Annotated in this window: 18 protein-coding genes and 1 pseudogene; 12 read left to right on the top strand and 7 right to left on the bottom strand. The window is 74.5% G+C overall.

The genetic code is table 11. From position 1 onward, the window contains the following. Positions 1-688 (bottom strand): annotated as a pseudogene (locus tag ABGB06_RS27610) (hypothetical protein); the annotation flags it as partial. 147 nt (positions 689-835) lie between these two features. Then, on the bottom strand, positions 836-2,653 hold the full coding sequence (locus ABGB06_RS27615; RefSeq protein ID WP_347594213.1) for a gamma-glutamyltransferase family protein: 1,818 nt from the start codon (positions 2,651-2,653) through the stop codon (positions 836-838). Positions 2,654-2,837: 184 nt separating this feature from the next. Here ABGB06_RS27615 and ABGB06_RS27620 point away from each other — a divergent pair, with 184 nt between their 5' ends. The 3 genes from ABGB06_RS27620 to ABGB06_RS27630 all read left to right on the top strand — a co-directional run bounded on the left by ABGB06_RS27620 (position 2,838) and on the right by ABGB06_RS27630 (position 6,121). Beyond that, on the top strand, positions 2,838-3,344 hold the full coding sequence (locus tag ABGB06_RS27620) for a hypothetical protein (RefSeq protein ID WP_347594215.1): 507 nt from the start codon (positions 2,838-2,840) through the stop codon (positions 3,342-3,344). A gap of 549 nt (positions 3,345-3,893) precedes the next feature. After that, positions 3,894-4,718, top strand: a complete 825-nt coding sequence (locus ABGB06_RS27625; protein WP_347594217.1) for a hydrolase — start codon at positions 3,894-3,896, stop codon at positions 4,716-4,718. 452 nt (positions 4,719-5,170) lie between these two features. Continuing rightward, positions 5,171-6,121, top strand: coding sequence for an RICIN domain-containing protein (locus ABGB06_RS27630; RefSeq protein WP_347594219.1), 951 nt, complete (start codon positions 5,171-5,173; stop codon positions 6,119-6,121). 160 nt (positions 6,122-6,281) lie between these two features. On the opposite strand, the gene ABGB06_RS27635 is transcribed toward ABGB06_RS27630, so the two are convergent. Continuing rightward, entirely contained in the window at positions 6,282-6,956 is a 675-nt protein-coding gene (locus ABGB06_RS27635) for a hypothetical protein (protein ID WP_347594221.1), read from the bottom strand. Between the two features lie 174 nt (positions 6,957-7,130). Here ABGB06_RS27635 and ABGB06_RS27640 point away from each other — a divergent pair, with 174 nt between their 5' ends. The 8 genes from ABGB06_RS27640 (at position 7,131) to ABGB06_RS27675 (ending at position 15,599) form a co-directional block, all read left to right on the top strand. Next, a complete protein-coding gene (locus ABGB06_RS27640) occupies positions 7,131-7,949 on the top strand; it encodes a nucleotidyltransferase domain-containing protein (RefSeq protein WP_347594553.1) in 819 nt (272 codons plus the stop codon). Positions 7,950-8,094: 145 nt separating this feature from the next. Then, positions 8,095-8,190 carry a putative leader peptide gene (locus ABGB06_RS27645; protein WP_347594223.1) on the top strand — a complete coding sequence of 32 codons (96 nt, stop codon included), beginning with the start codon at positions 8,095-8,097 and terminating at the stop codon, positions 8,188-8,190. Between the two features lie 266 nt (positions 8,191-8,456). After that, positions 8,457-9,221, top strand: a complete 765-nt coding sequence (locus tag ABGB06_RS27650; RefSeq protein ID WP_347594225.1) for a GntR family transcriptional regulator — start codon at positions 8,457-8,459, stop codon at positions 9,219-9,221. Positions 9,222-9,247: 26 nt separating this feature from the next. After that, positions 9,248-9,475: a ferredoxin family protein gene (locus ABGB06_RS27655; protein ID WP_347594227.1), complete on the top strand. Its 228-nt coding sequence runs from the start codon at positions 9,248-9,250 to the stop codon at positions 9,473-9,475. A 13-nt stretch (positions 9,476-9,488) separates the two neighbouring features. Beyond that, the gene (locus tag ABGB06_RS27660; RefSeq protein WP_347594229.1) at positions 9,489-10,958 is read left to right on the top strand and encodes an ABC transporter substrate-binding protein; all 1,470 of its coding nucleotides are present in this window, start codon (positions 9,489-9,491) and stop codon (positions 10,956-10,958) included. Positions 10,959-11,116: 158 nt separating this feature from the next. Then, on the top strand, positions 11,117-11,905 hold the full coding sequence (locus ABGB06_RS27665) for an ABC transporter permease (RefSeq protein ID WP_347594555.1): 789 nt from the start codon (positions 11,117-11,119) through the stop codon (positions 11,903-11,905). Continuing rightward, positions 11,902-12,810 (top strand): ATP-binding cassette domain-containing protein, encoded by a 909-nt coding sequence (locus ABGB06_RS27670; protein WP_347594231.1) that lies wholly within the window; start codon positions 11,902-11,904, stop codon positions 12,808-12,810. Before ABGB06_RS27665 ends, ABGB06_RS27670 begins: the two co-directional genes overlap by 4 nt. A 14-nt stretch (positions 12,811-12,824) precedes the next feature. After that, positions 12,825-15,599, top strand: a complete 2,775-nt coding sequence (locus ABGB06_RS27675) for a fumarate reductase/succinate dehydrogenase flavoprotein subunit (protein WP_347594232.1) — start codon at positions 12,825-12,827, stop codon at positions 15,597-15,599. 62 nt (positions 15,600-15,661) lie between these two features. Here the strand turns inward: ABGB06_RS27675 and ABGB06_RS27680 are convergent, their stop codons facing one another. The 3 genes from ABGB06_RS27680 to ABGB06_RS27690 all read right to left on the bottom strand — a co-directional run bounded on the left by ABGB06_RS27680 (position 15,662) and on the right by ABGB06_RS27690 (position 17,928). Continuing rightward, the gene (locus tag ABGB06_RS27680) at positions 15,662-15,859 is read right to left on the bottom strand and encodes a DUF397 domain-containing protein (protein ID WP_347594234.1); all 198 of its coding nucleotides are present in this window, start codon (positions 15,857-15,859) and stop codon (positions 15,662-15,664) included. A 13-nt stretch (positions 15,860-15,872) separates the two neighbouring features. Next, a complete protein-coding gene (locus ABGB06_RS27685) occupies positions 15,873-16,406 on the bottom strand; it encodes a DUF5753 domain-containing protein (RefSeq protein WP_347594236.1) in 534 nt (177 codons plus the stop codon). Between the two features lie 85 nt (positions 16,407-16,491). Then, on the bottom strand, positions 16,492-17,928 hold the full coding sequence (locus ABGB06_RS27690; RefSeq protein WP_347594238.1) for a DUF234 domain-containing protein: 1,437 nt from the start codon (positions 17,926-17,928) through the stop codon (positions 16,492-16,494). A gap of 396 nt (positions 17,929-18,324) precedes the next feature. Between ABGB06_RS27690 and ABGB06_RS27695 the strand changes: the two genes are divergently transcribed. Continuing rightward, positions 18,325-18,507, top strand: coding sequence for a hypothetical protein (locus ABGB06_RS27695; protein WP_347594240.1), 183 nt, complete (start codon positions 18,325-18,327; stop codon positions 18,505-18,507). A 35-nt stretch (positions 18,508-18,542) separates the two neighbouring features. Here the strand turns inward: ABGB06_RS27695 and ABGB06_RS27700 are convergent, their stop codons facing one another. Continuing rightward, positions 18,543-19,454 carry a 5-dehydro-4-deoxyglucarate dehydratase gene (locus ABGB06_RS27700; RefSeq protein ID WP_347594557.1) on the bottom strand — a complete coding sequence of 304 codons (912 nt, stop codon included), beginning with the start codon at positions 19,452-19,454 and terminating at the stop codon, positions 18,543-18,545. Positions 19,455-19,460 lie beyond the last annotated feature (6 nt).

Below are 19,460 nucleotides of genomic sequence, written 5' to 3' on the forward strand. Positions count from 1 at the left end.
GGCCGGACCCGCGGCCCGGCCCGTCCGGGGTCCGGGGCCGCGGCGCGGTGGCGTTCGCCGCACCGCCGTCCGCCGCGGCCGGCGCGCCGGTCCGCACCTGCTCCCGGGCCCGGGCCTGTTCCCCGGCCGCCGGCGCCGCGGTGGCGGCCCGCGCCTCGTCGTTCCTGGCCGCCGCGCCGCGCGCCGCCGCGAGGCGGGCCTTCAGCTCGGCGCGGCGGGTCAGGATCCGTTCCTCGTCGTCCTCGGCCCACAGCCGCAGGGCGGCCATCCGCTCGGCCTCCCGGGCGTCGCCACCCTCCTTGGCGCGCTCCTCGGCGCCGGCCAGCAGCCGGGCCCGCTGGCGCACCTCGCGCTCCGCGTGGTCCAGCGCCCCGAGCCGGCGGGCCAACGTGGCGCGCCCGTCGGGCGACGCGTCCTGGGTCCGGGCCGCGGTCTCGTACCGGTCCCTGATGCGCCACCCCGTGCGCTCCGCGGCGGCGAGGCCGTGCCCCACGGCCAGGTCCTGGAGCAGGTCGGCGATGATGTCCCAGGGCGGCAGCTCCCGCCCACCCAGCCAGTCGTCCAGCTCCGCGCGGCTCCGCCGGGCGAAGGCCGCGTACCAGCCGTGGCCCGGATCCAGCCGTGAGGTGAGTGCCCGTAACTCCGCCGTGAAGGCGGTGAGGGACGCGGTGAGTTCCCGATCGGCCATGGACACATCATTAGCCATGGCAGGTACTGAATCGAAGACGTGTTACAGACCTTGTTTCGGATTCGCTACGGCCCGTTTTCCGAGTGCTCTTTTCCGCCCGCGCCTTTGCGTCCGGCGGCGGCCCGGACGAGCGGCTTCGCCGCCGGGTCACCGCCCCACGGCGTAACCTTGCATCCCCCGTGGATTGGCGCCGGCCGACAGGACGCCCGTCTCCGGGTCCCGCGCCACCGCGCACAGCCGGCCCTCCGTCCAGGCGTCCGCCACCGTCACCTTGTGGCCGCGCCGCCGCAGCTCCGCCGCGGCCGCCTCGCCGACCCGGGATTCCACGGTGACGCTGGCCGGCAGCATCCCGCGCGGGAAGAAGGAACTCGGAAACGCGTCCTGGTGCCAGTTGGGAGCGTCGATCGCGCCCTGCAGATCGAGCCCGCCGCGCACCTCGGGCGCCAGCGCCAGGGCCACGAGGAAATGCGCCTGCCACTGGTCCTGCTGGTCGCCGCCCGGGGTGCCGAACGCCAGCACCGGCTCCCCGCCGCGCAGCGCCAGCGTGGGCGAGAGGGTGGTGCGCGGGCGCCGTCCCGGCACCAGCGAGGACGGCAGCCCCGGCTCCAACCAGGTCATCTGCAGCCGGGTGCCGAGCGGGAAGCCGAGCCCTCGCACCACCGGCGAGGACTGCAGCCAGCCGCCGCTGGGCGTGGCGCTGATCATGTTCCCCCAGCGGTCGACGACGTCCACGTGGCAGGTGTCGCCGCGGGTCTCGCCGGTGGGCGCGACGGTCGGCTCGCCGGTGCCGGCCACCCCGCCGCCGGCCGTGGCGCCGCAGTGCGCGCTCAGCCGCGGCGTCCGGCCGCCGGGGCGCCCGGGGCGGAGCTCGCGGGAGGCCTCGGGGCCGATCAGCGCCCGGCGCGCCGCGTTGTACTCGGGGGAGAGGAGCTCGTCGAGCGGCACGGCCTCGGGTCCCGCGGCGTCCCCGTACCACGCCTCCCGGTCGGCCATGGCAAGCTTGCTCCCCTCGATGAGGGCGTGCAGGTACTCGGGGGTGCCGTGGTCGGCCGCGTCGAGACCCGGATCGAGCAGCGCCAGCTGCTGGGGGAGCACCGGACCCTGGGTCCACGGCCCGGCCTTGCACACCGTCCAGCCACGCCAGTCGTAGCTCACCGGGTCCTCGTACGTCGCCTCCCAGCCGGCCAGGTCGGCGGCGTCGAGCAGCCCCGCGTGCCGTCGCCCGGACGAGTCCATCGCCGGACGGGCGGCGTGCGCCACCATCGCCTCGGCGACGAACCCCTCGCGCCAGACCCGCCGCGCCGCCTCTATTCGGGCCTCCCGGCCGCCCGGGCCGCCCGTCCCCGCACCGGCCCGCGCCTCGGCCAGCAGCCGCCGCCAGGTGGCCGCCAGGTCGGGGTTGCGCAGCAGCGCGCCGGCCGCCGGCGGCCGGCCATCCGGCAGGTACACCTCTGCCGAGGAGGTCCACTCCGTCTCGAACAGCTCGCGCAGCGTCGCCACCGCCGCCCCGATCCGCTCCACCGCCGGATGGCCGTGCTCGGCGTACTCGATCGCGAACCGCAGCACGTCCGCCAGCTCCCGCGTGCCGTGGTCCCGCAGCAGCACCAGCCAGGCGTCGACCGCGCCCGGCACCACGGCCGCCAGCGGCCCGGTGCCCGGCACCAGGTCGAGCCCCAGCCCGGTGTAGTACTCGATGGTGGCGGCGGCCGGCGCCGGCCCCTGTCCGCACAGCACCCGCACCCGGCCGCCCGCCGGCGCCAGGATGATCGGCACGTCCCCGGCCGGCCCGTTCAGATGCGGCTCGACGACGTGCAGCACGAAGCCGGCCGCGACGGCTGCGTCGTACGCGTTCCCCCCGTCCTCCAGGACCGCCATCGCGGACTGCGACGCCAGCCAGTGGGTGGACGAGACCATGCCGAAGGTGCCCTGCAGGGTGGGCCGGGTGGTGAAGGACGTGCGGAACATGCCGCGGAGCATACGCCGTCCCCCCGACACCCCGGCCGGCCCCGGGCACCCGGGCGGCGCCGCCGGCGGGCGGCCTGCGAGCCACCTCCTAGTGCTACTTGTTAACCGGTCCGGGTGAAGTCCGGGGGACCGGGGCCTCCCGGTGGGGATCACCTCATCAGAACGACCCACGACCAACGAGGTGATGATGGCCGTCGAGCCCACCAACCCACACTCGACCACCGAGGACCTGACGAACGGCGAGAAGATGATCGTGAGCGCCCTCTCGGGTGGCGTGCTGATCCCCGACTCGTTCGTCAACAAGCGACAGCACCTCAAGGCCCTGCGCGAGGACTACGCGGAGCTGAAGGACAACCACCGTTGGACGTTCACGAGGACCGGGGACGGCACCTTCGTGGTCCAACACGTGGGCAGCGAGCGGTTCCTGGAGCCGCTGCGCAAGGCCGAGAACAGCCCGGTCTACGAGAACATCCGCTACCAGGGCCCCATCCTGCTGGAGACGGGGCCGCTGGCCGGGGCGCGCAACGAGTGGGAGATCCGGCGCCGCGGCCCGCACTACCAGATCGCGCTCCGCGACTCCCGCTACGTCGTGGGGCTGACCCACCCCGACCACAGCGACAGCTGGGTGACCCTGCTCGACCCGTGGTGGAGCGCCGACCGGCTCTGGATCATCCAGGACGCGCCGGACTGAGCCGGCTCGCGGGGCTCGGGGGCGCGGATTCCTGAGGTGGTGCACGAGGGCCGGGTCCACCCGGTCCGGGTCTCGCGGCCCGCCTCCGGGTGGACCCGGCCCTCGTGGCGGGCCATCGCCTCGGGTTGGTTCGGCGCGGTGTCCAGCCAGGGTCCCCGAAGCCGAGCTCGGCGCCGCGGGTGTCGCACGTGTCCATCGGCGCCCGCCCGGCGCCCGGTTGGCGCAGGGCGGGCGCGGGCGCACCCGGACGCGCGCGGGACCCCGATCCGACCCGGGCGTTCGGCCGCTGGCCGGCAGGCGCCCACCGCGGCGGGGCGTCCCGACGCCTCGGCGACCAGCAGGCGTCCACCGGCCGCCACGAAGTGCCGTTCGGGACCGCGAGGTTCCGGAGGGTCTCGGGCGGCCGGCGGGCCGTCGGCAACGGGCGCGCGGCGGTGCGGTCGACCTTCTGGACCGGGTGGCGGGATGGGGCTAGGGTGCGAATGGGAGCGCTCCCATGGGCTGGGAGGACCCGAGCCGCGACAACCCCCACCCGCCTTGGAGGACCACATGGCGTCTGCGCCCGCTCGCTCTTCCCGTTCCTTCCCCCGCGCCTCGGCCGGGGTCGCCCTCGCCCTGACCCTGGCGGCGGGCGGCACCTCCGCCGCGTTCGGCAGCTCCGAGGGCGCCGAGGCGGCGCCCACCGCCGAGTGCACCACCGACGGTTTCTGCGAGGACTTCGAGTCGCAGACCGGCACCCAGCCCTCGGGCCGCTGGAGCGCGGGCGCCCCCGACTGCACGGGCACCGGCTCCGCGAGCGTCGACAGTTCGGTCGCCCACACCGGCAGCCAGTCCATCCGGGTGAACGGCGGCACCGGCTACTGCAACCACATGTTCGTCGGCACGGAGCTCACCGACGTCGCCGTGGACTCCGGCCTGTACGTGCGGTTCTGGATGCAACACAGCACCCCGCTGCCCACCCAGCACGTGACCTTCCTGGCCATGGAGGACGCCGCCCACAACAACTCCGACCTGCGGATGGGTGGCCAGAACTCGGCCATGCAGTGGAACCGCGAGTACGACGACGCCACGCTGCCCGCGCAGAGCCCGGTCGGCGTCTCGCTGAGCGTCCCGCTGCCCACCGACGAGTGGGTCTGCGTCGAGTACCAGATCGACCCGGCGGGCCTGCTGGAGACCTGGGTCAACGGCGAGAGCGTCGAGGGCCTGCACCTGGACGGCACGCCGACCCAGGACGTGGAGCAGCAGTGGATGAACGGCGGCGCCTGGCAGCCGGACCTGACCGACCTGCGCTTCGGCTGGGAGAGCTACGGCGAGGGCTCCGACACCCTCTGGTACGACGACATCGCGGTCGGCACCACCCGCGTCGGCTGCTGAGCGCCGGCGGACGATGGGTCCAGGGCGCCCCCTGTGCGCCCTGGTCCCATCGGCACGGCCGCTTCCCTCGTCCGCCCGGACCGGCGAGGCCCGGGCGGCATCCCGTGCGCGGGCCCGCCGGGTAGCCGGTCGGCGGGCGTCCGCGATGCGGTGTGCCACGGCGTGCCGCTGGCCGACCCCCGACCGGGTCTGGTCCGGGGGTCGCGTGGCGTCGCCGTGTCCGGCACAACGCCGGGGGAGGCGCCGGCATTCCGCGGAGTGGACGGGCCGGGGGTGCCGTGGCGACCGTGGAAGGGAGCCTGGCCCGTGCCGCCGGTGCCGCACAAGGCGCTTCGCCGTCCGGGACAGCCGGCCGGCTGTCCGGCCTGGTCACGGCGCTGTCCGGGGCGTGTCCCGGAAGGATGGCGCGAAGTCGGGTTGATCTCCCCCTGGCCTGGCATGAGGATGGCGCCGTGTCAGGGGATCACGGGGCGCGCCTCGAACGGGCGCGGACCGCGGCGGAGTTCGTCGCGTTGATGCAGGAGCTCAAGGACCGGTCCGGGCTGTCCTACCGTCAGCTGGAGGAGCGCGCGGAGCGCCGCGGTGAGGTGCTGGCGCGCAGCACCATCGCCGACGGGCTGCGCCGCCGCGCGCTGCCGCGGGCCGAGGTGCTGGCCGCGTTCGTGCGGGCCTGCGGTGCCGGGGACGACGAGGTGGACGCGTGGCTGGCGGCTCGGGAGCGGATCGCCGCGGCCCCGCCGGAGCCGGACGTCGACGCCACCTCGGGGCACGGCGACCCGGCCGCGGCGGAGCCCGCGACCGCGTTTCGTCGCCGGCGCGGTCCTGGACTGCCGCGGCTGGCCGCGGTCGGTGGGGCGTTCGCGGTGCTGCTGGCCGGCACCGCCTGGGTGCTGTGGCCGGCCGGCGACGCGGGCGATCAGTCCGCGCGGGTCGCGTTCGAGGACGGCTGGGCGGAGATACGCCCGTCCGGCGCGCCCGGCCTGTGCCTGACCGAGGGACGGGACCGCAGCGGCCGGTACGAGGAAGCGGTCGCCGTGCAGGCGCCGTGCGGGGAGGCGGTGCCGCCGCGCACCTACCTCCGCCGGGCCGGCGAGAACGGCGTGTTCTCCATCGAGTGGGTGCACCCGGAGCACGGCCGGGGCTGCCTCACGCTGCGCACCCGCGAGCCGGCGGCCGACATGCTGGAGCCCTGGGACGACTGTTCGGGCGACCGCGCCATCCAGCGCTTCCGCTTCGAACCGGTGGGCAGCCCCTCGGCGGCGTACCTGATCCGTTCCGAGGAGAACGGGCGCTGCCTGACCATCCGGAACGGGGAGCGCGTCGCGGGCGCGGAGGCGGTCGTCAGCCCGTGCCGGGACGCCGAGGACGCCCAGCGCTTCGTGGTCGTGCCCAGCAACGGGTGACCCCGCGCGGACCAGCGCCCGACAGCCCGCCAGCTCGGACACCTGAGACGGCTGCACGGCCCGGGGCCGGACAGCCGGTCGCCCCCGCACGTGGCGGCGTGCGGGGGCGCGCCCGGCGGCGCCGGCTCGCCGGACCGGAGGGTCCGGCTCCGGCGACCCGTCAGGAGGACTGCGAGGGGGTCTCCTCCTCGGGAGACTCCTCCTCCAGCTCCGGTTCGGGCAGTTGGTGTAGGTCGCGGTCGCCCGGCAGTTCCTCCAGGTCCTGGCCCTCCAGGTCCTCGGGACCGGGAAGCTCCTCGGGGCCCTCGCCGAAGTCGGCCGGGCGTTCGATCGGGTCGCCGATGGAGGTGGCGGTGCGGACGTCGCCCTCGCGGGTGCCGTTGGCCATCACCGTGTCGCCGACCTCGATCGTGTCGGGGTCGGCGTCCCAGGAGTCCTCCGAACGGATCAGGGTGTCGTCGGTCAGCGACCACTCCCAGGTGGTGCCGTCCGCGCTCTCCACGGTCACGCTGTCCTCGCCGCGCGCGGTGACCTCGCCCCGCTGCTGCACCTGGTAGACCAGCTCGCCGGTCTCCGGGTCCTGCAGCACCGTCTCACCGTGCAGCAGGTCCTCCTCTATCGCGGGGAGTCGGGGCAGCTGGCGCAGCTCCGGCTCGCCGCCGTCGCCCGGGCCCTGCCGCTGGTCGTCGTCGTTCTCGTCGGTGTCCGCCGGTTCGACCGCCGACCAGTTCGCGCCGTCCGGTGTGGCGTCCGGGGAAGCGAACGAGGTGGCGGCGAAGCCGACGAACCCGCAGCACACGACGGCGGCGGCGGTGAGCGCCATGGCGCGTCGCATCCCGCACTCCTCTCCTCGTGGCGGCCCTCGGGGGAGGGCCGCCTGGAAGGCTGTGCCTCCAGACTGCGCGACGGACCGTCACAGCCGCGTAAGGGCGGGCCTCGGGCCCGGTCCGCGCGTGCCGCGCTCGCGACCGGCGGCGGGGTTCGGCAGACTCGGCGCGTGGAGCGCGACATGATGGCGGCCATCGCGAGTCGGCTGGCGGGCGTCGAGGGCGTCGTCGGGGTGTCCCTGGGCGGCAGCCGGGCGCGCCGGGTGCACCGCCCGGACTCGGACGTGGACCTGGGCCTGTACTACCGGCCGCCGCTGGACACGGAGGCGCTGCGCCGGCTGGCCGCCGAGTTGACGGGCGAACGGGTCGAGGTCACCGAGCCCGGCGGCTGGGGCCCGTGGGTGGACGGCGGCGCCTGGCTGACCGTGGCCGGGGTGCGGGTGGACTGGATCTTCCGGGACATGGACCGGGTGCGCCGGATCTGGGAGGAGTGCCGGGCGGGTCGGTTCGAGGTGGGCGTCCAGTCGGGGCACCCGCTGGGCGTCTACTCGCACTCCTACGTCGGCGAGCTGGCGCTCGGCCAGTTGCTCGCCGACCCGGCGGGCGAGCTGGCGGAGCTGCGCGACGCGTTCCGCGACTATCCGGCGCCGCTGCGCCGGGCGCTGGTCGAGCACGCCGGGTTCGAGGCGCCATTCGCCCTCTCCGTGGCCCGGAAGGGGGTGGGCGCCGGCGACGCCAGCTACGTCGCGGGCTGCCTGTTCCGCGCGGTCGGCGTCCTCGCCCAGGCGCTGCACGCGGCCGCCGGCAGCTGGCTGCTCAACGAGAAGGGCGCGGTGGCCGAGGCCGGGCGCCTGCCGGGCGCGCCCCCGGATTTCGCGGACCGGGCGCACGCCCTGTTCGCGCTGCTCGACGCGACGCCCGCCGGCCTGGCCACGGTGCTGGACGCGGCGGACCGGCTGGTCTCCGAGGTGCTGGAGGGTGTCTCCCCGGGTGGCGGGTGACGCCGGTGGGCCGGCGCGAGCGCAGGTCACCGCCCGGACCGCAGGTCACCAGGGTGGCGTAATGAGAACGAAACGTCCAGGCAACCGCCAGGAAACACGCAGGGGAGAGGTTGCCTGTCATCAGCCCTCTCTGGAGGAGACGCTCATGCCCGCTGTGACCACCGCCCCGGCGCTGCCGCGCCTGGTGGGCCGGGCACATGTGGACCTGCGCCGTCAGGCGAGCGCCCTCTGTCACGTCTGAACGTTCTCGCGTACGACTGACCGCATCCCGGCGGGTCTCCGCCGGCTGAGCCGTCGTACCAGTACGACCCCGCCCCGCGCCGCACGTTCGCCCCTCGCGCCGCCGCCGTGCGCGGACGAGCGGCCGGACCGGTCGACGTTGTCCCGCTGACTCCCCAGGGAGCCGCCGCCGGGCGCACGCCCGGTCTCATTCGGCCCCGACCGGCATCGCCGGCCCCCGCCGGTCGGGGCTACCGCGGCTGCCCGCTCCTCCGAGAGGCACCACCCATGACGCTCACCTCGCCGCTGCCCTACACCGAGACCGCGGGCCCGTGCGGCGCCCGGCGGCGCGCCGACCGGGCCCACACCATCGCCGAGATCCTGCGCCGCCAGGTCGTCGCCGGCGCGTTCCCCGACGGCGTGCTCCCGGACGAGCTGACCCTCGCCGCCGAGTACGCGGCGTCCCGCAACGCCGTGCGGCAGGCGCTGGACGCCCTCCGCGCCGAGGGCCTGGTGGACCGGGTCCCCGGCACCGGCACCCTGGTCACCGCGGCGAAGTACCCGCACGGCCTGAACCGGCTGTGCGGACTCGCCGAGACGCTGCGCGAGCACGGCCCGGTCACCAACGAGGTGCGCGCCGCGGGCGCCGTGCCGGCCCCGGCCGCCGTCGCCCGGCGGTTCGGGCTGCCGGCCGGCTCGGACCTCGTCTACGTGGAGCGGCTGCGCCGCGTCGGCGGCCTGCCGCTCTCCCTCGACCTGACCTATCTCGCGCCGGACATCGGGACCCCGCTGCTCGGCGAGGACCTGGTCAACAACGACCTCTTCGCGCTGATCGAACGCTCGACGGGCCGCCGCCTCGGCGTCGCCGAACTGACCGTCGAGGCGGTCAGCGCCGACCCGCACACCGCCGCCGTGCTGCAGGCCCCGATGGGCGCGGCGCTGCTGGCCGTGGAGCGGCTCAGCCACCTCGACGGGGGCCGCCCCGTGGACCTGGAGTTCATCCGGTTCCGCGGCGACCGGCTCACCATGACGGCCCGCACGCACCGCAGCTGACCCATCCGAACCCACGGAGGATCCCCATGGCCCTGGTCGAGAACCGCGCCGACGTCCCGGTCACCATCGACGAGTCCCGCTGCATCGACGGCTGCACCCTCTGTGTGGACGTGTGCCCGCTCGACTCGCTCGCCATCAACCCGGAGACCGGCAAGGCGTACATGCACGTGGACGAGTGCTGGTACTGCGGGCCCTGCGCGCTGCGCTGCCCCACCGACGCCGTGACCGTCAACATGCCCTATCTGCTGCGCTGAAGGAAGTTCGCCCATGCCCCGCAGCCGTACCCCCCGTCAGCCCCGCGCTCTGGCCCCCCGTCACCGCGTCCGGTCCCGCGCGGCGCTCGCCGTCGCCCTGCTCCTGGTCCCGCTCGCCGGCTGCGCCGACGCCGGCGCCCGCGACGGCACCGTGCAGATCGTCGTCGGCTACCAGTCCAAGACCATCAACACCGTCACCGCGGGCACGCTGCTGCGCGCCAAGGGCTGGTTCGAGCAGCGGCTCGACGAGCTCGGCGCGCGGGACGGCAACGAGTACGAGGTGGTGTGGCAGGACTACGACACCGGCGCGCCCATCACGGCCCAGATGGTGGCCGGCAAGATCGACATCGGCTCGATGGGCGACTACCCGATGCTGATCAACGGCTCGCGCACCCAACCGCTGGGCGAGGACCGCAGCATCATGGTCTCGGTCACCGGCTACAACGCGGACGGCGGCCTCAACGGCGTCGTGGTGCCGCCGGAATCCGACGCCAGGACGCTGTCCGACCTGGCCGGCGAGACCGTCTCGACGTCCGTCGGCTCCGCCGGACACGGCCAGCTGGTCCGGGCCCTGGAACAGGCCGGGCTGCCCGCCGACGCCGTCTCGGTGGAGAACCAGCAGCCGCAGGTCGGCGCCTCCGCCCTGGAGTCGGGCGCGGTCGCCGCCCAGTCGCAGTTCGTGGCGTGGCCGGGGCTTCTGGTCTTCCAGGACCGGGCCAGGCTGCTCTACGACGGCGCCGCCCTCGGCCTGCCCACGCTGCACGGCGTGGTCGTCGGCGAGCCGTTCGCCGAGGAGCGCCCGGAGGTGCTGAACGCCTTCCTCCAGGCCCAGCTGGACGCCACGACGTTCCTGCACGAGAACCCGCTGGCGGCCGCGACCATCGTGGCCGAGGACACCGGGCTGCCGCCCGAGGTCGTCTACCTCTACAACGGCCCGAACGGCATCTCCACCTTCGACGCCACCGTCAAGCCCGAACTGGTGGACGCGCTGGAGCAGGACATCCCGCTGCTGGAGGACATCGCCGACCTGGAGGCGCTCGACCTCGACGCCTTCGTGGACGACTCGTACCTGCGCGAGGCCTACGGGCCCGGCTACGAGGAGGACCTGGCGTCCGCCACGAACCCGGCCGCCCTCACCGGCACCGACGCCGCCTGCGGCGTCGCGGTGGAGGACCCGGCCACCGCCGGCGAGCTGTGGCTGGACGGTGAGGACACCACCCGGCCCGCCGCGACGCCCACCTGCCTGCTGCGCCAGATCCGCGAGGCCACGGCGGCGGGCGGGACCCCGCGCGCCGCGTACGTGCCGGACGCCACGACCGGCACCCGGTGGTTCGCCGACCACATGACCTGGGTGCGCGACCCCGGGGCCGAGCCGGACCACCGGCTGCTGCCGTTCGCCGCGCCCTCCGCCGCCGACGCGTACGTCGCCGACCACCCGGGCGCCGAACTCGTCGGCTACCGGGAAGCGCTCGCCGACGCGTGACCCGTAGACAAGGAGCCCGCCCGATGACGACGACTCCGCTGACCCGCCCGCCCACCGGCACGCCCCCCAAGTCCCCTGCCAGGGCGGCCGGGGCGGGCGCCACCCCGCCGGCCGGCCCGCCCGGCCGGCGGGGCCCCGCGGCCCCGCGCCGCGCCCGGCTGGTCCGGCTCGGCCTCGGCCTGCTGTCGCTGAGCGCGGCCCTCGCCCTGTGGCAGCTGCTCACGGTCAACGACGTCAGCTGGTGGCTGCGGTTCGACCGGCTGCCCAGCGCCACCGAGGTCGCCTCGGCGTTCGGCGAGCAGGTCGGCACCGCCTCGTACCGGCAGGATCTGCACTTCAGCCTGCAGCGCATCCTCACCGGATTCGGGCTCGCCGCGTTCGCCGGGATCGCGCTCGGCATCCTGGTCACCCGCTCCCGGCTGGCCGGCGGGCTGCTCCAGCCGGTGCTGGAGGTGGCCCGGCCGATCCCGGCCATCGCCCTGGTGCCGATCGCCATCCTGGTCTTCCCGACCGACGAGCAGGGCATCGTCTTCATCACCTTCGTCGCCGCGTTCTTCCCGATCCTGGTGAGCACCCGGCACGCGGTGCGCTCGCTGCCGGTCATCTGGGAGGAGGCCGTGCGCACCCTGGGCGGCGGCCGGTGGCGGGTGCTGTGGCACGTGGTGCTCCCCGGCAGCCTGCCCGGCGTCTTCGGCGGCCTCTCCGTCGGCATGGGCGTGTCCTGGATCTGCGTCATCTCCGCGGAGATGATCTCCGGCCAGTACGGGGTCGGATACCGCACCTGGCAGGCGTACACGGTGGTCGACTACCCGGGCGTGCTGGTCGGGATGGTCACCATCGGCGCGCTCGGCTGGGCCACGTCCGCGCTGGTGGAACTGGCCGGCCGGCGGGTCACCCGCTGGCTGCCCAGGGCCGCCCACACCACCCAGTCCCGGAGGCCCTCATGACCCGCACCCCCGCCGGCCCGACCGCGACGGCGACCCCGTCGCCCGAACCCGCCACCGGAGTGCCCGCCGGGGCCCCCGCCGGATCCTCGGCCGGCCCCGCCGCATCGCCCGCGGTCGCCGTGCCCGAACCGGAACCGGCCGCGCTGCGCCTGGACGGGGTCGGCCTCGGCTACCCGGGCGCCGAGGTGCTCACCGGCCTCGACCTCAGCGTCGCCCCCGGCGAGATCCTCGTGGTCGCCGGCCCGTCCGGCTGCGGCAAGACCACGCTGCTGCGGGTGCTCGCCGGCCTCCTCCCGGCCACCGCGGGCCGGGTGCTGGTCGACGGCGCGCCGGTCGCCGGACCCGGGGCCGAGCGCGCCCTGGTCTTCCAGGACGACGGCCTGCTGCCCTGGCGCAGCGTGCGCCGCAACGTCGAACTCCCGCTGGCCCTGCGGGGCGTGCGGCGCCGCGAACGCGCCGTGGCCAGCGCCCCCTGGATCCAACGGGTCGGCCTCGCCGGCTACGAGCGGCACCTGCCGCGCGAACTGTCCGGCGGCATGCGCCAGCGCGTCCAGCTGGCCCGCGCGCTGGTGGCCGCGCCGGGCGTGCTGTTGATGGACGAGCCGTTCGGCGCGTTGGACACGGTGACCCGCGCCGCCATGCAGGACCTCCTCGTCCGGGTCTGGCGCCGGCACCGCACCACGCTGGTGTTCGTCACCCACGACATCGACGAGGCGCTGCACCTGGGCGACCGGGTGCTGGTGCTCGGCTCGGCCGGCGCCGGGCCGCGCGGCGTCGTCACCGTGCCGTCGCCCCGCGACCGGGCCGCCGCCGCGACCCCGGAGACGCGGCGGGTCCGCGAGGAACTGCTCACGCTGCTGGACGCCGGCGCCCCCGCCCCCGCCCCCAGCGAGCCCGCGCCGTGAAGGGACCCGCCCCCATGGAGATACCAGAACCCGCCGACCCCTCTGGCTACGAAGCACTGGACTGCGACGTGCTGGTGGTCGGCGGCGGCACCGCCGGCACCATGGCCGCGCTCACCGCCGGCGCCCACGGCGCCCGGGTGCTGGTGCTGGAGAAGGCGCACGTGCGGCATTCGGGCGCGCTGGCGATGGGCATGGACGGCGTCAACAACGCCGTCATCCCGGGCCTGGCCACCCCCGAGGACTACGTCGCCGAGATCACCCGCGCCAACGACGGCATCGTCAACCAGCACACCCTGATGCGCACCGCCACCCGCGGCCACGACATGGTGCGCCGGCTGGAGGGCTACGGGGTCAAGTTCGAGAAGGACGAACACGGCGAGTACGCGGTCCGCAAGGTGCACCGCTCGGGCAGCTACGTGCTGCCCATGCCCGAGGGCCGGGACATCAAGAAGGTGCTCTACCGGGTGCTGCGCCGCCGCGAGAACCGCGAACGCATCCGGATCGAGAACCGGTTGATGCCGGTCCGGGTGCTCACCGACCAGGGCCGGGCGGTCGGCGTGGCCGCCCTGCACACCCGCACCGGACGCTTCGTCGTGGTGCGGGCCGGCGCGGTCATCCTGGCCACCGGCGCGGCCGGCCGCCTCGGCCTGCCCGCCTCCGGCTACCTCTACGGCACCTACGAGAACCCCACCAACGCCGGCGACGGCCACGCCATGGCCTACCACGCCGGCGCCGAGCTGTCCGGCATCGAGTGTTTCCAGGTCAACCCGCTGATCAAGGACTACAACGGCCCGGCCTGCGCCTATGTCGCCAACCCCTTCGGCGGCTACCAGGTCAACGCGCTCGGCGACCGCTTCGTCGACTCCGACTACTGGTCAGGACAGATGATGGCCGAGGTGAAGCGCGAGATCGACTCCGACCGGGGTCCTGTCTACCTCAAGGTGTCCCATCTGCCCGAGGAGACCGTCGCCGCGCTGGAGTCCATCCTGCACACCACGGAACGCCCCACCCGGGGCACGTTCCACGCCGGCCGCGGCCACGACTACCGCACCCACGACGTGGAGATGCACATCTCCGAGATCGGCCTGTGCGGCGGGCATTCGGGCTCCGGCGTGTGGGTGGACGAGAACGCCGCGACCACCGTGCCCGGACTGTACGCGGCCGGCGACCTGGCCTGCGTGCCGCACAACTACATGATCGGCGCCTTCGTCTTCGGCGATCTGGCCGGCGAACACGCCGCCCTCGGCCCCGGCCGCGACCCGTTCCGCGGCGAACCCCCGGCCGACCAGCTCGCCGAGGCACACGAGCTGGTCTACCGCCCGCTGCGGCACCCGGAAGGACCCTCACAGCAGCAGGTCGAGTACAAGCTGCGCCGCTTCGTCAACGACTACGTGGCGCCGCCCAAGAGCGACACCCGGCTGGCCATCGCGGTGGAGACGTTCGAGCGGATGCGGGGCGAGATCGCCGAGATGGGCGGGCGCACCCCGCACGAGCTGATGCGGTGCGTCGAGGTGTCGTTCATCCGGGACTGCGCCGAGATGGCGGCGCGCTCCTCGCTGGCACGTACCGAAAGCCGCTGGGGCCTGTACCACCAGCGCCTGGACCGGCCGGAACGCGACGACGCCGGCTGGCTGTTCCACCTCAACCTGCGCAAGGGCGCCGACGGGCGGATGGAGTTCCTGCGCCGCGGCGTCGCGCCCTACGTCGTCCCGGTGCCGGAGTTCGACCCGCCGGCGCGACTGGCCGACCCGGGGCCGGTGCCGCTGGCGGTGCCCGAACCGGCGGGCACCACAGCCCGGGCCAGGGCCCGGGTGACGAAGGCCAACGGCCGGCAGACCGGGTCCGGCGACGCCGGCTCACCCCGGATCCTGGAACTCCTGGCGCTGCACGAGCGGATGCCCACGCTGGACGAGGTGCGTCCGTATCTCGACGACGCGGACGCCCCGGTGCGGCGCACCGCGCTGACCGTGCTCACCGAGACCACGCCCGAGGGCTTCGGCACCGCGCTGACCGAGGCGCTGGGCGATCCCGATCCGGAGGTCAGGGCGGCCGCCGCCGAGGCCCTCCGCGAGCTCGCCGAGATCCTGCCCGCCGCCGGCACCGCCGACGGCGACGGGCTGCGCGCCGGGCTGCGGTCCGCCCTGGCCGTGCCGGATCCGGGCGTCAGGGCGGCGGCCCTGGACCTGCTGCGCGCCGTGCGGGCCGGCGACCCCGAGCCGTTCCGCGCCGCGCTGACCGATCAGGTGACGGCGGTGCGGCTGGCCGCGATCAGCGGCCTGGTCGGCCTGGACGACACCGAGGGGGTGGCCCGCGCCGCCGCCGACGAGGCCCGCGAGGTACGGGTCGCGGCGGCCCGCGGGCTGGGCACGCTGGCCGATCCGCGCGGCGTCCCGGCCCTCACCGCGCTGGCCGGCGACGCCGACGCGCTGGTCCGGGCGGCGGCGTTCGAGGCGGCGGCCGCGTTCCCGGCGGCGGACGGGCTGACCGCCCTGGCCGCCCGGGCGGCCGAAGACCCCGACTGGCGGGTCCGCGAGGGCACCATCCGGGCGCTGGCCGTCGCGGGCCCCGAGCATCTGCCGCGGCTGCGGCACGCCGCGCGGTCCGACCGGCACGCCAACGTCCGCCGGGCGGCGGTGCAGTCGCTGGCCGCCCGGGCCGCCGACCCGGCCGTGGCCGAGGCGCTCACCGCGGCCCTCGGCGACACCGACGCCGACGTCCGCGCCTACGCCCGCCGCGCCCTGGCCGGGGTGCCCACCCCGGATCCCGCCGACCTGCCCGGCCGCGGCTGAGCCCGTGCCGCGCCCGCTCCCGGGTACCGCAGTCCTGGTGCCCGGGAGCGTCCCCGTCAGGCTCAGTCCTTGACGTGCCCCACGAACGCTCGCCATGCGTCGGCGGTCACGACCAGGGCGGGGCCCGGGTTCTTGCTGTCACGCACGGGGACGACGCCGGGGAAGCCGTCCGCGACCTCGACGCAGTTCCCCTCGTCCGCGTTGCTGTAGCTGCTCCTGCGCCACGACGTGACGCTCATGTCTGCTTGGGCGGCGTCCATGTCTCAGTCGTCCTCACTTCATCAGCGAACGGATGAACTCAAGCGACTCCTGCGGCGAGAGAACCACGTCGCGCAGCTGATCGTATGACAGCCGGAAGTGTTCCGCCTCCAGCGGATCGGTGACCAGGTGTCCATGGGCCGCGCTCTCCAAGTAGGCCACTGAGCTGCCGTCCTTCTCCCACAGGATGGTCAGCGAACCACCCAGCACGTGCTGTATCCCCACGTCGAAAGGCAACACCTGGATGGTCACGTTCGGTAGCTCTGCCACCTCGACGATATGGGCGAGCTGCCGGTTCCATGCCTCGACGTCCTTCATGGGGCGCCGCAGCACGGCCTCGTCGAGGATGACTCGGTACGTCGGGGGCGGCTCCCCGCGAAGGAACTCCTGCCTGCTCATCCGCAGATCGACTGCCCGCTCTAACTGCGCCTCCGTCTTGCGCCTGTCGGTGCGCAATTGCTCCCGGGCGTACTCCTCGGTCTGAAGCAGGCCGGGCACGGTGGCGGCTGCGTACTCGTACCGTGTCGCGGCCCTCTCCTCCCGTTCCATGAACGGCGCGTACTTCGGGCGGATCGACTCACGCTTGGCCAGTCGCCACAGCTTCTCCCGGCTTGGGCAACGCAGCCCATCCCGGTCAGCGCCAGGCGCGGACGAGGTCTTCCGGGCCCCAGTGGGCCGCGAGCGGCAACCCGTCAGCGAAGCCGCTGCGGGAGACTGCGACCAGAGGCGTGTCCGTTCCCGCGCCCGGCACGGCGGGCGCGTCGCGGACCAGAGCGACGTAGTCGTGATGGTCAAAGGTCCGTCCCTCCAGCCACTTGATGGACCCGAGGAAGTGCACCCGCCCGGCCACCGGCTCCCGATCGGCGCCAACCAGGTCGATCTCAGGGTTGTTCTGACGGTTCCACCAGCCGCCGACCACCTCGGTGTCAGGCCACGTCTTGTCGGGCAGCAGCCGCAGCAGCGACTCGCGGATGATCGGTTCCACCGCCCGCCCGCGCCAACTCGTCCAGCCCCGCTCGATGCGCTCCAGGGCCACGTCGCCCCGGCCTCGTTCGATCAGTGGCAGACCGCGCTGGAGAAAGGCCAGCCAGAACCGTAGGTACGGGTCGGCGATGCGGTAACGCTTGTTCTTGTGGCCGGGCTTGGCCGACAACGGGAGGTCGGCCGCCAGCACCCGCTTGGCCAACAGCGCGTTCAGCAGCGGAGTCAAAACCCCGGAAGGCAGTGCGCTGGCACCGCCGGCCTGGGCGGCGATGGTCGTGAACGTCCGCTCACCGCTGCCGACCGCCTCCAGCACTGCGCGGGCGTGTGACGCCTCTGGGAACTCGCCCAGCAACGACAACTCGCCCGCCGCCAGGAGCGGCGAGAGAGGGTTGGCCACCGCCTCGGTCAGGAACGCGGTGCGGCTCATGCCCCGCCGCCAGGACTGAACGATCTCCGGGAATCCCCCGGTGATCAGCAGGGCGTCCACCGCCTCGGCCGCACCCAGGCCGACGGCGGTCTGCACGTCCCCCAGATGCAGCGGATTGACCGTCATCTTCGCCGCCCGCCCGAAGAACGGGCGACCGTGGGATCGCAGCGCCTCCATCACCGAGATATCGCTTCCCACCAGGATCAGCAAAACCGGCTTGGCCGACAGGTGCCGGTCCCAGACGGTCTGCAGCGCACCCTCGAACTCACCGTCCTGTTCCACCAGCCACGGCACCTCGTCGATCACCGCGACACTCGGGGCGTCGTCGGGCAACGCCACAGCCAGGGACCGCAGCGCCTGGTTCCAGTCGCCTGCCTGCAGCCCCGCCACCAGACTGGCCCCGGGCAGCGGCGACTGCGCCAGCGTGGCGGCAAAATCCGCCCGCTCGGCCACCGGATTACGACCCCGAGTAGCTTGGAAGACCACATACGGCAACCCGGATCGATCACAGAACTCCTGCACCAACCGCGATTTCCCGACGCGCCGCCGCCCCGTCATGATCACAGCCTGACCGCGCGTGCCCCCTGCCCCCTGGGCCACCAAACCCAACTGGCGGTCCAGCCGCTCCAGGTCGAGCGATCTGCCCTTGAAGCCGCTCACGGGGTCACCTCACTCTGGAGTGCAAAAGGTAGATTCGATATTACGTAGATTGAATCTACCTTAAACTACCGAGCCCGCCTCAGCCAGCCGCATGCCGCGGCGCAGGCAACGGGAGGGCCGCCTCCCTCTCGGACGTTCGCTGAGCCGGCCCGGACGAGCCCGACCCCGCTGACCCGGCGCGCCGCGCGTGGTCCGGGCACACCAGGAACCGGCCGCTTTCCCCCTCGTCCTACGGGTACGCCGGACGAGGGAAGCGGGCATGCGCGGGAGGCGAGCCGGCGGGTTGGCTGCGGCGGTGCTGGTGGCTCCGGTCGTCGCGGCGGCGGTCGTCGTGTCCCTGCTGCCGGGCGGGGGCGCCGGCCCGGCCCGGACCCGGACGACACGCTGCCGTCGAACATGCTCACCTCCGCCTGCCGGGCGGACGTGACCCTGCCGGACGACGCCAACGACACGGGCTACCGGCTGACCGGGCTCGACTGGGAGCTGTGGCTCTCGGCCGACGCGCAACGCGCCTACGTCGTCACGCCGGACGGCGTCGAGGCGTGGCCCCAGGTCGCCCCGTTCTGGGGCTGCGGCTGACCGAGGCCACGCCACTGGCGCTCACGCCCCGGCGTTCACGCCACGACACCCAGACCGTGGTCGATGAGCTTCGCCAGCCGGTCCAGATGTTCGGGGGTCGGGTCCAGCAGCGGCGCCCGGACCCCGCCCACCGGCAGGCCGCGGAGCCGGACGCCGGCCTTGACCAGGGACACCGCGTAGCCAGGACGCTCGTTGCGCAGCGCCACGAGCGGCACGTAGAACTCGTCGAGCAGCAGCGCCGCGGTGTCCTCGTCGCCCGCGCCGACCGCCCGGTGGAAGGCCAGCGCGATCTCCGGCGCGAAGGCGAAGACGGCCGAGGAGTACAGCGAGATGCCGAGGCCGCGGTAGGCGTGCACGGTCATCTCCGCGGTCGGCAGCCCGTTGAAGAAGTGGAACGGCTCCGCGGACGCGCCCCGCGCGCCGCGCACCCGGCGCACCGTGCGGTGCAGCAACTCGACGTCGCCGACCCCGTCCTTCAGGCCCACGACGCCGGGCAGCGTGGCCAGTTCGGCCGCCGTGTCGGGCGTGGGCACGGCGTTGGCGCGCTGGTAGACGATGACCGGCAGCGAGGTGGCCGCGGTCACCTCCCTGACATAGTCCACCAGCCCCTGCTGCGGCCCGTTCACGAGGTACGGCGGGAGCAGCAGCAGGCCGTCCACGCCGGCCCGCTCCAGTCCCTCGACCTGCTGGCGCACCAGCGGCAACGGGCCGCCGGCCGCGGCCACCACCGGAACCCGGCCGGCGACGGCGGTGACCGCCACCCGGGCGCAGGCGGCCAGTTCGTCCGCCGACAGCGCGTGGAACTCACCGGTGCCGCAGGCGACGAAGACGCCGCCCGCCCCGGCCTCGACGCCGCTCGTGACGTGCCGGGCCAGCAGGTCCGTCTCGACCTCCCCGTCGGCCCCGAAGGGGGTGACGGGGAAGAACAGGATTCCCTTGAAGTCCAGGGCGGT

The sequence above is a fragment of the Streptomyces sp. B6B3 genome, from assembly GCF_039871525.1.
Taxonomy (GTDB): Bacteria; Actinomycetota; Actinomycetes; order Streptomycetales; family Streptomycetaceae; genus Streptomyces.

What these genes read in the sequence shown, in the direction of transcription:
- ABGB06_RS27615 (WP_347594213.1), bottom strand. Translation starts at nt 2,653, where the DNA reads ATGTTCCGCACGTCCTTCACCACCCGGCCCACCCTGCAGGGCACCTTC.
- ABGB06_RS27620 (WP_347594215.1), top strand. Translation starts at nt 2,838, where the DNA reads ATGATGGCCGTCGAGCCCACCAACCCACACTCGACCACCGAGGACCTG.
- ABGB06_RS27625 (WP_347594217.1), top strand. Translation starts at nt 3,894, where the DNA reads ATGGCGTCTGCGCCCGCTCGCTCTTCCCGTTCCTTCCCCCGCGCCTCG.
- ABGB06_RS27635 (WP_347594221.1), bottom strand. Translation starts at nt 6,956, where the DNA reads ATGCGACGCGCCATGGCGCTCACCGCCGCCGCCGTCGTGTGCTGCGGG.
- ABGB06_RS27640 (WP_347594553.1), top strand. Translation starts at nt 7,131, where the DNA reads ATGATGGCGGCCATCGCGAGTCGGCTGGCGGGCGTCGAGGGCGTCGTC.
- ABGB06_RS27645 (WP_347594223.1), top strand. Translation starts at nt 8,095, where the DNA reads ATGCCCGCTGTGACCACCGCCCCGGCGCTGCCGCGCCTGGTGGGCCGG.
- ABGB06_RS27650 (WP_347594225.1), top strand. Translation starts at nt 8,457, where the DNA reads ATGACGCTCACCTCGCCGCTGCCCTACACCGAGACCGCGGGCCCGTGC.
- ABGB06_RS27655 (WP_347594227.1), top strand. Translation starts at nt 9,248, where the DNA reads ATGGCCCTGGTCGAGAACCGCGCCGACGTCCCGGTCACCATCGACGAG.
- ABGB06_RS27660 (WP_347594229.1), top strand. Translation starts at nt 9,489, where the DNA reads ATGCCCCGCAGCCGTACCCCCCGTCAGCCCCGCGCTCTGGCCCCCCGT.
- ABGB06_RS27670 (WP_347594231.1), top strand. Translation starts at nt 11,902, where the DNA reads ATGACCCGCACCCCCGCCGGCCCGACCGCGACGGCGACCCCGTCGCCC.
- ABGB06_RS27675 (WP_347594232.1), top strand. Translation starts at nt 12,825, where the DNA reads ATGGAGATACCAGAACCCGCCGACCCCTCTGGCTACGAAGCACTGGAC.
- ABGB06_RS27680 (WP_347594234.1), bottom strand. Translation starts at nt 15,859, where the DNA reads ATGGACGCCGCCCAAGCAGACATGAGCGTCACGTCGTGGCGCAGGAGC.
- ABGB06_RS27685 (WP_347594236.1), bottom strand. Translation starts at nt 16,406, where the DNA reads ATGGAACGGGAGGAGAGGGCCGCGACACGGTACGAGTACGCAGCCGCC.
- ABGB06_RS27695 (WP_347594240.1), top strand. Translation starts at nt 18,325, where the DNA reads ATGCTCACCTCCGCCTGCCGGGCGGACGTGACCCTGCCGGACGACGCC.